Origin of the sequence: Streptomyces macrolidinus, assembly GCF_023887685.1 — a bacterium.
Lineage (GTDB): Bacteria > Actinomycetota > Actinomycetes > Streptomycetales > Streptomycetaceae > Streptomyces > Streptomyces macrolidinus.
Window position 1 is genome coordinate 99,264 of the sequence record NZ_JAMWMR010000010.1, and the last position, 11,914, is coordinate 111,177.

The 11,914-nt window shown below is 67.6% G+C and carries 9 protein-coding genes; 6 read left to right on the plus strand and 3 right to left on the minus strand.

Annotation, left to right across the window (positions count from 1 at the left end; genetic code table 11):
* Nucleotides 1-62: 62 nt before the first annotated feature.
* The gene (locus tag NGF19_RS14325; protein ID WP_252425254.1) at nt 63-1,802 is read left to right on the plus strand and encodes a dolichyl-phosphate-mannose--protein mannosyltransferase; all 1,740 of its coding nucleotides are present in this window, start codon (nt 63-65) and stop codon (nt 1,800-1,802) included.
* 144 nt (nt 1,803-1,946) lie between these two features.
* Here NGF19_RS14325 and NGF19_RS14330 read toward each other — a convergent pair whose 3' ends face one another.
* The 3 genes from NGF19_RS14330 to NGF19_RS14340 form a co-directional block, all read right to left on the minus strand.
* The gene (locus NGF19_RS14330; protein WP_252425255.1) at nt 1,947-5,048 is read right to left on the minus strand and encodes an NACHT domain-containing protein; all 3,102 of its coding nucleotides are present in this window, start codon (nt 5,046-5,048) and stop codon (nt 1,947-1,949) included.
* A 228-nt stretch (nt 5,049-5,276) separates the two neighbouring features.
* A complete protein-coding gene (locus NGF19_RS14335) occupies nt 5,277-5,642 on the minus strand; it encodes a hypothetical protein (RefSeq protein ID WP_252425256.1) in 366 nt (121 codons plus the stop codon).
* 14 nt (nt 5,643-5,656) lie between these two features.
* A complete protein-coding gene (locus NGF19_RS14340; protein WP_252425257.1) occupies nt 5,657-6,910 on the minus strand; it encodes a helix-turn-helix domain-containing protein in 1,254 nt (417 codons plus the stop codon).
* Nucleotides 6,911-7,323: 413 nt separating this feature from the next.
* Here NGF19_RS14340 and NGF19_RS14345 point away from each other — a divergent pair, with 413 nt between their 5' ends.
* The 5 genes from NGF19_RS14345 to NGF19_RS14365 all read left to right on the plus strand — a co-directional run bounded on the left by NGF19_RS14345 (nt 7,324) and on the right by NGF19_RS14365 (nt 11,876).
* On the plus strand, nt 7,324-7,656 hold the full coding sequence (locus tag NGF19_RS14345; protein WP_252425258.1) for a hypothetical protein: 333 nt from the start codon (nt 7,324-7,326) through the stop codon (nt 7,654-7,656).
* Between the two features lie 238 nt (nt 7,657-7,894).
* A complete protein-coding gene (locus tag NGF19_RS14350; protein ID WP_252425259.1) occupies nt 7,895-9,010 on the plus strand; it encodes a radical SAM protein in 1,116 nt (371 codons plus the stop codon).
* 4 nt (nt 9,011-9,014) lie between these two features.
* On the plus strand, nt 9,015-9,179 hold the full coding sequence (locus tag NGF19_RS14355; RefSeq protein WP_252425260.1) for a hypothetical protein: 165 nt from the start codon (nt 9,015-9,017) through the stop codon (nt 9,177-9,179).
* A gap of 87 nt (nt 9,180-9,266) precedes the next feature.
* Nucleotides 9,267-10,184 (plus strand): GNAT family N-acetyltransferase, encoded by a 918-nt coding sequence (locus NGF19_RS14360; RefSeq protein WP_252425261.1) that lies wholly within the window; start codon nt 9,267-9,269, stop codon nt 10,182-10,184.
* 63 nt (nt 10,185-10,247) lie between these two features.
* Nucleotides 10,248-11,876: a penicillin-binding transpeptidase domain-containing protein gene (locus NGF19_RS14365; RefSeq protein ID WP_252425262.1), complete on the plus strand. Its 1,629-nt coding sequence runs from the start codon at nt 10,248-10,250 to the stop codon at nt 11,874-11,876.
* Nucleotides 11,877-11,914 lie beyond the last annotated feature (38 nt).

The window sequence follows — 11,914 nt, forward strand, 5'->3', positions numbered from 1 at the left end:
GTTTCCATCCTCGCAGGCGCCGTCCGCGGGACTCACACGGACGTGTTCCCTACGATGGCGCGGTGACCAGTACCGCGTCCTCCACGGACACCCGGCAAGGCCAGGCCACCGAAGACCAGCAGCCGTCGTGGCAGCAGCGGCTGCGCGACTTCGGCTACACGGCGCGCCCGGCGAGTGACGTCCGTGACCGGCTGGTGCCGCCGTTCAGCGAGCCGGGTCCCCGGCTGTGGACGGCGATCGGACTGCGTCCGGCAGTCGCCGACCGTCTGGTGCGCTGGTCGGCGTGGGGCGGCCCGCTGCTCGTGACCCTGCTGGCCGGGCTGCTGCGGTTCTGGAACCTGGGCAGCCCCAAGGCGGTGATATTCGACGAGACGTACTACGCCAAGGACGCCTGGGCGATCGTCCACCACGGGTACGAGGCGAACTGGGCGAAGGACGCCAACGACCTGATCATCCAGCACCACGGCCATGTGCCGATCCCCACGGACGCCGCGTACGTGGTGCATCCGCCGGTCGGCAAGTACGTCATCGGGCTCGGGGAGCTGATCTTCGGCTTCGATCCGTTCGGCTGGCGCTTCATGACGGCGCTGCTCGGCACGCTGTCGGTGCTGCTGCTGTGCCGGATCGGCCGCCGACTGTTCCGCTCGACGTTCCTGGGCTGCCTGGCCGGCGCGCTGCTGGCGGTGGACGGGCTGCACTTCGTGATGAGCCGCACATCGCTGCTGGACGGCGTGCTCCAGTTCTTCGTCCTGGCGGCCTTCGGCTGTCTGCTGCTCGACCGGGACCGCAGCCGGGCGAGGCTCGCGGCGGCGCTCCCCGAGGACGCGGACGGCCGGGTCAGGCCCGACGCCCACACGGCGGACACGACGCGCCTCGGGTGGCGCCCCTGGCGCTGGGCGGCGGGCCTGATGCTGGGCCTCGCCATCGGCACCAAGTGGAACGGCCTCTACGTCCTGGCCGCGTTCTGTGTGATGACGGTCCTGTGGGACGTGGGCGCGCGCCGGGTCGCGGGCGCCCGCCTCCCGTATCTGACAGTCCTCAAGCGGGACACCGGCCTCGCGTTCCTCGCGACGGTCCCGGTCGCGCTGGTGACCTACCTCGCCTCCTGGACCGGCTGGCTCCTCTCTCCCACCGACGGCACCGGCGGCTACTTCCGCGACTGGGCCGCCACCGACGGCAAGGGCGGCTTCTGGTCCTTCCTGCCCGATTGGCTGCGCAGCCTGTGGCACTACGAGCACGAGGTCTTCGAGTTCCACGTGGGCCTGTCGTCCCCGCACACGTACCAGTCGAACCCGTGGAGCTGGCTCGTGACGAGCCGCCCGGTCTCGTACTTCTACGAGTCCCCCTCCCCCGGCCAGGACGGCTGCCCCGCGAACGCGGGCGGGAAGTGCGCCCGCGAGGTCCTGGCGCTCGGCACCCCGCTGCTGTGGTGGGCGGCCTGCCTCGCCCTCCTCTACGTCCTGTGGCGCTGGGCGTTCCGCCGCGACTGGCGGGCGGGCGCGATCGCGTGCGGCGTCGCGGCCGGCTATCTGCCCTGGTTCCTGTACCAGGAACGGACGATCTTCTACTTCTACGCCGTCGTCTTCGTCCCGTTCCTGTGCCTGGCGGTCGCGATGCTGATCGGCGCCGTCCTCGGCCCACCGAACGCGGACGAACGCCGCCGGGTCGTGGGAGCGGCGGGCGCGGGCGTCCTGGTCCTGCTGATCGCCTGGAACTTCATCTACTTCTGGCCGCTGTACACGGGGCGGGCGATCCCGATCGATTCGTGGCGGGCTCGGATGTGGCTGGATACGTGGGTGTAGCCGGGCAGACACCCCGGGAGGGTGCGGCCGGGGGCCGCGCCCTCCTTGGTCGTTGTTGGTCGTCAGCGGTTGTCGCGGGCCACTCTCGGACGGCCCCACACTGGCACCTCGGCACTTCCTTCGGGAGGGCGGGACTTTCGTTTTTCAGTCGGACGCCAAGGTGAGAACCCCTCGAATTTCCGAGGAATCGATAACCGCACCGTCAAGGGTTCTGCAATTAGAGAGGGTCACACTTTCAAGGTTGCCAAGTCTTGCGAAGGCGTGATGGCCGGAGGGCACAACACAATCGGTCAGATGCAGCCTTGCCAAGGAGGGTGGGGCACTCTTGAGTGCAGCGAGCCAGGCATTCACGTCGTAGTCGTAAAGCCATAGAGCATTGAGACTGGTCATTCCCGCGAGATCCTCGAAGCCTCGCGATGAGGTACCTCCCTTCGCTTCCAGTTGCACGGTGCACAGGCCAGAGAAGGTGGTCAGCGGGCTCAGGTCAAAATCTGCCAGGTGAGACAACCAAATTCCACTCAGGCGGGGAAGTGAACGCAAGGTGTTCAGGTCCAAGTCCTCGGCGACAGGGAGCCCCAGCCAATTCAATTCCGCGAGTTCTGACAGGACCGATGTTCCTGTTACTCTCCCACTGCCCATCAGCAAGAGTTGCCTCAGTTTGGGATGACCCCGAAGAACGGAGAGATCCAATCCTTCACGCATGTCGACTACCGATATACGCTGCAGGCCCGACAATTCAGCCAGAAAGCTGAATTCCCGTACGGGGTGTTGGATATGGATGTCCGTCAGTGAGCGGAACCGTCTTGCCGCGCGTAGTTGACCAGGATGACTGATCGACACCTCTCGCCCGGCCAATGGCAGATGCGACAGAACGTCGTCGGCGTAGGAGTCTGCATCGTAGTAGTTCCATGCGCGGATGAGTTCGTTGATGACGGCATCGCGCTTGTCTCCCACGTACCCCGCCAGCAGTTCGAGGGACTCCTCGCCACCGATCAGCGCCACGGTCCGTACCGTCTGCACTGCGGCCTTCTCGGTCAACTGTCCCAAGGACCGTGGCAACCAACGCAGCAGGTTGGTCCCCACCGCCGCCAGCGCGGGCGGATCCGTCTGGCGTCGTGGCGGAAGCAACTTGTTCACGGCCTCGTCCAGACGGCTCGCGAGCCCGTCCGACACAGAAGGAAGCGTCTCCTGACAGGCTGCCGCCAGCAGCCGTAGCGTGCGCGCGTACCGAGGCTCCTCTTCGGCACGATCGAGGATCCCACCGAGCAGTTCTTCCCGTTGCCGAGTGTTGGCATGGCCCGCAGCCATGATGATCGTCTCCCGCCACAGATCCAGATGCGCGCGGCTGACCAGGTTGCCGATGCGATCCTCTTCCGCGGCTTCCTCGGCGGCGAGGTACTCCTGGAAGGTACGGTGCACGAAGTTCATGCGCCCCTCGGCAGGGGATCGAAGGAGCCCGGAGCGGTGCCGTAGCTGTTCCAGAACTTGACCGCCGTCCGAAGCATCCAGGTGGCGCATCGCTCTCAGCTTCGCTGCGACATACCCGGCTCCCCTCTCCAAGTCGATCTCGCTGCGGTTGTTGTCCGACAACCGCCATGCGAGATCCCTCAGTATGACGAGTTTGTCGCCCAAGCTGAGTTTGCTGTCCACCGCACTTGGAACATTCCGGTCTGCGTCCCGATCGTGGACCAGGGTGTGGAGGGCGTTGCGATACAACTCCATGCGGTCACGCGGAAGCTGACGTCCCCTGTTCAAATGCATAGCGCACAGCATGGCTGCCAACAGTGGCGTACCCGCCAGTGCTTGGAGATGTGCGCGATCCTTGAGACTGGTGAGCAGGGACTGCTCGTACTGCGGAAGTTCCTCTACCGAGCAGGGTAGTTCGCCGCCCAGCTCTCTTACGGCGTGGTGCCACTGCCGTACGAACGCCGCCAGGTCCGGAGGCGTCATCCGGTCCAGGTGAAGGGCTGTGAAGCCTTCACGACGCAACCAGTCCGCGCTGGCCGCCGCAGGCCGTGAGGTGACGACCACCCGTACTCCCTCGTACTGCCCCAGGAGCTTGTGGAGCCACTCCCGCACTGCTCGGCGTTCCCGGTCGAGCAGTTCGTCCACGCCATCGATCAGGAGCAGCGCCTTGCCGTCATTGAGCTGTCGCTCCACCCATCCTCTGGGCATGATTCCGGTAATGTGCCCGGCGATTCCATCGAGCATCGCCTCCGGACTGGGCAGCGTGCGGCCGCTGTACTCACGCAGTTTGACAAATATAGGGGTGAGTCCGTTCCAGTCGGCCAGCTCGCCTTTGAAAGCTCCACGCGCCGCCGTGACCGCCAGCCAACGCAGCATAGTCGTTTTGCCTGAGCCGGCTTCACCCCGCAGCAATACCCGGGACGCACGGCTCAACGCAGCCTCGACCCGCATGCCGGAGCTCTCGCTGCCAGCTTCTTCCCAGTAGCTCATATCGGGCCTGAGGAGTGGTAGGGAGGAGCGGGCCGTGCGACGGCGCTTCCCATCGTCCCCTGTAGCGCGCAGGCTGACGTATGCGACTGACAGCCGTACGCGGGGTGCAGTTGCCTGGTCCGACGTACGGCGAAACAGCTCCACTTCGTCGAGGTCCCTGATGACCAGTTCCAGGTATGTACGCCGGAAGGCCGTGTCGTGGTCCGCCCCCTCGGGCGCGAACAGTGAGCGGTCCGGAAGTCGTTCCAGGATTCGTGCTACCTCGGCACCCAACGTGGTCGTCCGCGCCAGCAACTCCCCCGCTGCCCGCTCCTCGAAGACCGGCAAGCTTCGCACGATACGGACGTAGTACTCGACGCACTCCGCGAGGAGAACCTCATACAGGCGGGTCTCCGCCTCGTTCAGGCCGACCGGAGCTCGCACGGAAGCAGCAATGGAGCGGATGAGCGCGGCTGGCTGAGCATCAGCGGCAAGAAGGGAATCGTCTGAGAGATCCGCCTGGGTGAACGTGTCGGAGACAGCGTCGATCACCGCTTGACGACCGCCTTCCTCCAATCGCTGGAACGCGTGCTTCAGGAACGGTTCCAGCCGGTCGAACACCGAGTTGGTGATCTGCTCAAACTGCTGCCTGACCTCGCGCTGGAGACGCAAGCCAGGCACCCGTACCCGGACCAGTTCCTCCATCGACAGCAAGCGTTCCTGCTCCCGCTGCTTGCCTCCCAACCACAACCGCCCCGCTGCGTTGGCCACGGTCGTGCCCAGTCGTAACGCCGCCGTCTCCGCAAGCATGGAAAGCCCCTCCTTCACGCCAACCCAGGCATTGTGGCAGCAGGCAACTTGGACGAGGATGCCTTCGCTAACGCTTGCTACCGCGGCAAGCCACCACCGCGCCAGCCTCAGCTACCTGGCTCAGTCAGGATTACGGCCTTGACCGGAGGCGTCAGTTCTAGTGACTTGCTCGCGTGAGGGGGCCCCGCCTGACGGCGCAGGGGGAGGGGAAGAGGCGTTCCAGTGGAGTCAGTTCAGCGCCTTCTCGATGGCCTCGAAGATGTCGGCGTCGGTCTCCTGCTGCCAGCCGGGCAGGTCGGGCCAGTCAGCCACGTAGCCAGGCTTCGGGTCCTCGAAGTGTTTGAACATCTGCGCCGTCCAGCATGTCGCGACGAAGCGGCTCTTCTGCTCCCGGGACAGCCGCGCCGTGGTGCCGCCGCTGATCTCGATGAAGTGACGGACCTGCTCGTAGACGGAGCCCGCTGCCTCGCGCTCCCACTGTGGGGTGTCGTCCCACGGCGTGACGTAGCCGGCCTTCGGCTCTCCCGGGAAGTGCTGATGGACTCCTGCGATCCAGGCTTCCCGGAACAGTCGTGCACCCTCAGCCTGCGACATTCCTACCCCTCTCGTCACGGCGTGCTCAGAGCGATGATCTCCGCCCCCAGTTCCGCCACGCGGTGGTCGCGGCTCAAGGGGCCGAACTCCTCGCACAGGGCTCGGAGTCTACGGGCGACGTACCCGGACCCGGAGGATCGTGCAAGCTCGATGGCTTCCCTGCCGAACTCCACGACCTGGTCGGCGTCCCGCCGCTTCGCACCGATGACCGCCAGGTCTGTGAGTACTGCACCGCGCCGCCGGTACGACTGCCCGAACGCCAGAGCTGTCTGCTTCAGGGCATCCCGCAGAGCGTTCTCCGCCAGGTCGAAACGGCCGAGCTGTACGTAGCACGATCCCCGCTCCTCGGCCAGACGCGCGCCGTCGAACCGGAGCCATCCGACATTGACGCTGTCCGTACCGAGATCGCGAACGGTCTCTGCCCGGTCCATCGCGCGCTCGCACGCGTCCAGTTCGCCGAGCCCTGCGTATGCCTCGGCCTGGACGGAAGCGACCCACTGCCGGGTCGAGAGGCCGCTGTCCCCGCGGTCGGCCAGTCGCTCGGCCGCGCCAAGCATCTGTGCGGCCTGACGGTAGCGCTGCTCGGACATGTCCACGTAGGCGTGACGAACGAGCGCGCAGGCCCACAGGTCGTACACCTCGGCGTCCTTGCTGACCGACGCGGCGAGCGCGTACGAAGCGGCCGCGTCGGAGTACCGATTACTGTCGAACGCCACCTCGCCCGCGAGCTGGAAGAGGTCAGCCGCAGCGTTCAACAGAGGTTGCGCACTTCCGCTGTTGCTCGCCAACGCCTCGTTCAGCGTCGTCAGATGGTCCCGGACGACGGGATAGACGGAGCCCTTGGAACGAGCCAGTTGGTAGACCTGCCAGAGGTGTCTGTTCATGCGTGCGAAGTCAGCAGGCACTCCCCTGCGGACACCGTCGGTGAGAGCTTCGGCTTCTTCGACCGGCAAGGCGGTCAAGGCCCCGCTGACAGTCAGTATGCGGAGGAACTCGCGGCGGATCATGTCGTCGGGGTCTCCCGCGTTCAAGGGGTCACTGGGCTGGTGCCCTGCGCTCTCCTGGCCTGCGGCTCGTAGCGGCTTCAGGAGGATGTCCAGCTCTTGGAGGCTGACTTCGAGGGCAGCGGCCAAGCCCCGTCGCTGAGGCGGCTGAGGAGCGACTTTGCCGCTTTCCCAGCGTCCGACCGTTGTGCGGTCCACACCAAGTAACTCGGCCAGCTTCTCCTGACTGTAGCCCAGGGCCCTGCGTCGTCCCGCCAGTCCCATGGCACCCCCTCTCCGCAGCCTCAGCCCCGTCGGCGCTCGTGCACAGACCTGCCTCAAGACTGCCGCATCGATGCCGTGGAGACCGCCGACTCCTGGCGGTTTTCTGGATGTTGCTTCGAACGAGCAGCGGGATTCGGAATTCACAGAGGAGTTCGTTCATGACCACGCGAGGCGAGGCTCTGGCGCGCGAGCCGGACGGCGATACGCGGGCGCAGAGTCTCGGCGCTGAGAAGCGAATCCGGATGACGATCAGGGTCTCCCTTGACTCCGGCCGGACTTGGGGTCGAGTGACGGAAGTGCGAGAGGACGAGAATCCGAGAATCCCCGACAACCCTCTCGGCTTCCCGTCATGCACGTGCCCGCGCTGCACAGACTGCTCCTCACGCTCCGCTGCCGCCCCCTCGGGCGGAGTCGTGACGCGGTGCACTCACTGGCGCCGGGTGCCGCTGGATCTGGCGCAGGAAGCACTGGACAGGTCGGCCACGGATTGCGTCGACAGGGCCGCGCACTGCCAGTTGTCCGCGCACCACGACGGTGAGCACTACGGCCTCCTCGGTGACCTCGGCGAGTACGGCACCGCGCTGTGGCTGCGCTGGCGGGAGAGGACCGAAGCGGACCTGGTCGTGTTGCCGGACTGCCCTGTGGTCGCCCCGGGGCTCGACGGTGACGGCTGCTGCCTGTTCGCCGACCACAGCGAGCAACACACTTGGGAAGACGCTTCGGAGGAAGCCTCGTGCACAAGCTGATCACAAGCCCACGCAACCGCACGTTCCTCATCGCCCGCCCCGACTCTTGCGGCGGAATGCAGACCAGGCGCCTTCGCTCTCCTCGCAACGAGAGCTGTGGGGACTGCGATGGCAGCGGCGCCGACTCGTCCGGTAAGAGCTGCGGCACCTGCAACGGACTCGGTGAGATCCACTGCCGCGTCGGCCGTCGGAGCTTCCGCACGCCCACCCGCTTCGTGATCCGGAAGGAGGGCCGCTGATGGCCCACGCGCTGATCGCGTCTCCGTTCCTCGACGGATACCTTCTCCTCAAGCCCGGGGCGAGGGCGGGCGCCCGCATCCCTGTCGGCCACTACGAGGGCGTTCGGCAGGCGGTCGCCGATGGCGAGGCGCTGCCTGCCTGGGCGGTGCAGACCGCCGCTGACGTCTGGGGCGTCGACCTGAACGGTCGGCCCGCGCAGGGCACGGTGCTGGTGCGCGAGCCGTCCTCGTACGGCTACTGCCGTGCCTCCTGGGAGGTCAACCTCGGCTGCAATTTCGGCTGCAAGCACTGCTACCTGGGCGAGCGCCCTTTCTCCGGCCTCGGCTGGGAGGACAAGGTGCGGCTGCTGGACATCATGCGCGAGGCCGGTGTCCTCTGGCTCCAGATCACCGGCGGTGAGCCCACCATGGACCCGCACTTCCGGGGCGCCTACCGGTACGCCTGGCAGGCCGGAATGATGCTCACCCTCTCCACCAACGGCTCGCTGCTCTGGCGGCCGGACCTTCTCGAGCTCTTCCGGGACTGCCCGCCCTACCGACTGGTCGTCAGCATGTACGGGGCGAGCGAGGAGTCCTTCGACACGCTCACCCGGCGCCGTGGCGCGTGGAAGGCGTTCCGGCGCGGCATGGCCGCCGCACGCGAGGCGGGTCTGCCACTGCGCATCAATGTCGTCGTGACCGAGGACAACGCCTCTGAGGCCGACGAGATGACTGCCCTCGCCAAGGAGTGGAACGTCGAGAACCACGCGTACACGAACATGACGCCCACGATCTATGGCGGCGGTGAGCCGCTGCTCGCCCAGTCCGCCGCCCACCTACGACAGCGCAAGCCGTTCGCCGGCTGCAACGCGGGGCACACCTTTTTCCACGCCGACCCGCACGCCAAGGTGTCGATCTGCAAGGTCGGCCGGGACGAGCAGATCGACCTCATGGCCGAAGGAATCAACGGCCTCACCCGGCTCGGCGTCATCGCCGACCGCCTCATGCTTCGCACCGGAGGGTGCGAAGGCTGCGCCCTGTCCGGCACCTGCCGGGTCTGCCGCCCCCTGGCCAAGCACTACCAGGAGGCGAAGGCGCCGCTGCACAGCTACTGCCAACACGGAGACAAGGAGTGAATGCATGGCCGCACCTGTACCGGTGGACCTTCTGCCCGGCCCACCGACCTCGGCCCGCCTTGCGGCGCCGCCCGTCGCAGCCCTCACGGTGACCGCCGTCCTGGATCTGGACGATGTCGTGGAGAGCGCGGAGTGCTCCTGCGATGCCGGAGACGACAACCCCCACTGACCGACAGAACCAATCGGTTCCGTTCAGGCCCTGGCGTGCTTCGCGTCGGGGCCTGAGCCCTGCCGGGCGACCGTTAGGGTGCCGGTCATGTTCTTCCGTTGGGACTGGCTCCGGCCCGTACTGACCGCGCCGATCGTGCCGACCCTCGGTCCCGTCCATCCCGACGCACTGACCGTCGATGTCTTCGAGGACGTCATGCGAGCGGCCGTCACCGGGGACTTCTTGCCCTACGACAAGGACCGGCGCTGGGGCGGGGAGAAGAACGAGACTGTCCTCCGCGGGTACGTGGTTCACCAACCCGAGCAGACCCTCGTCCCCACCCTGACCCGGCGTGGACGCGGCACCGTCAAGGTATTCGCCTACGGGCACCACCGCCGCGTCGTGGACGAAGCAGCCGAACTGGCCGCGAAGCTCGCAGCCGCGCATGACGCGGCCAACGCCCGGGTCGTACGCCCCCTCGGCCCCGAGACCGCACACCCGCGCGGTACCCGCATCCAGCTCAAGGACTTCACCACCGGCCCCTGCCCCGCCCCTGACGGCCCGGTCCGCCCCCTGCCCGACTGGCCGGCCGCCGTACAGGAGACCTTCGCCCCGTTCGCCGCTGCCATGGCCGCCGACGGCCTGGCCTTCCTGCACACCCAGATGCAGGTCGGCCGGTGCGGCCCGGTTCTCGCCGTCGCCGTCGAGGACCGCATCGTGGGTGCGATCGGCTCTCTGGAAGTACGACCCGACGCGATCGGACGCCCCCAGCTCATGCCCCAGTACTTCGCCGTCCTGCCCGAGGCCCGAGGGCAGGGCCTGGGCCGCGTCCTGTGGCGGGCCGCGATGCACTGGGGTCAGTCCTACGGCGCCTCCTACCAACTGCTCCAGACCGAGGTCGGCGGTCCTTCCGACAGGCTGTGCCAGATCGAAGGGCTGACCTCCCTCGGCTTCAGCCACACCACGCAGGCCCAGCGGGCGCCTCGGCCTTTGGTCACCGGTGGTCACTGTTCGGACAACAACTGATCACAGTCTCCATCGGATCCCCTCACTCCGCCTACAGTGCGAGGCCTACCTGGAGGGGGCGTCATGCGCGCGGGGGTCAGGGTCGGGGTCATCGGTGGAGTGTTCGCGGTGCTGGTGGGGGGTGCCGGGTACGGGGCGTACAACATCCTCAGTGCGCTGAACAGCGGTCCCGCGGCCAGCAGTGAGCCCGCGGCGCACAGGACCGGGCCGCCGTCCGCGGACGAGGTCAAGGATGTAGAGGAGAAGTTCTTCGCCGCCTGGGCGAAGGGCGACGCGGCGACCGCGGCGTCTCTCACGAACAACTCCCAGGACGCGGAGCGGGTGTTGACCGCGTACGGCACCGACGCGCGCATCAAGGACGTGCACATCACGCCGGGCGTGCGGAGCGGGGGCTCGGTGCCGTTCTCGGTGAAGGCGACGGTGTCGTACAAGGGCAGGTCCGAGCCGCTCGCGTACGACAGCACGCTGACCGTCGTCCGCGGGGTGAGCACGGGGCGCGCGCTGGTCGACTGGCAGCCGTCCGTGGTCCATCCGGATCTGCAGAAGGGCGATACGCTCGCCACCGGTGAGGCCAAGGCCCCGCCCATCGAGGCGGTGGACCGCAACGGCGTGGTGCTGACGGGCAAGAAGTACCCCTCCCTCGGCCCGATCCTCGACTCGCTGCGCGCGAAGTACGGTGACGCGGCCGGTGGCAGTCCAGGCATCGAACTGTCCGTCGTGCACGCCGACGACACCCCGGGCAAGACGCTGGTCACCCTCGCCAAGGGCAAGCCCGGCAAGCTGCGGACGACGATCGGCGCGGGCGCGCAGGCGGCGGCCGAGCGGGCCGTGGCGCAGTACGCGGAGTCGTCCGTGGTGGCCGTGAAGCCGAGCACGGGTGAGGTGCTCGCGGTCGCCAACCACCGCAAGGACGCCTTCAACGCGGCCTTCGAGGGGCGGCTGGCCCCCGGCTCCACGATGAAGATCATCACGGCGGCGATGCTCATCGACAACGGCGTCAGCTCGATGAACGGCCCGGCGCCCTGCCCGGACACGGCGGTGTGGCAGAGCCAGACCTTCCACAACCTCCCGGGCATGGCCCCCAATGAGAGCGCCTCCCTCGCCAACAGCTTCATGCGGTCGTGCAACACGGCGTTCGTGAAGCTGGTGGACGAGAAGCCGCTCACGGACGCGTCGTTGAAGGCCGAGGCCGAGGAGCGGTTCGGGCTCGGGCGGGACAACTGGAAGACGGGCATCGTCTCCTTCGACGGCAGCGTCCCCGCCTCCACCGGGCCGGACCGCGCGGCGAACGCCATCGGTCAGGGCCAGGTCCAGATGAGCCCGCTGAACATGGCCTCCGTCACGGCGACCGCGATCACCGGCACGTTCCGCCAGCCCTATCTGGTCTCACCACGGCTCGACGACCGTCAACCGGCCACCGCCCGGGGCCTCGCGCCGGGCACCGTCGCGCAGCTCAAGGCGATGATGCGGCTGACGGCGACCCAGGGCACCGCCGTGCAGGCGATGGCCGGGCTCGGCGGGGACGTCGGCGCGAAGACCGGGTCCGCGGAGGTCGACGGGCAGATGAAGTCCAACAGTTGGTTCACCGGCTACCGGGGCGACATCGCGGCGGCGGCCATGACCCAGGAGGGCGGCCACGGCGGTGACGCGGCCGGGCCCATCGTCGCGGCCGTGCTGCGCGCGGGCGGCTGAAATCGCCTGTGTCGTCCAGCCTTTAGGCTGGTCGCTCG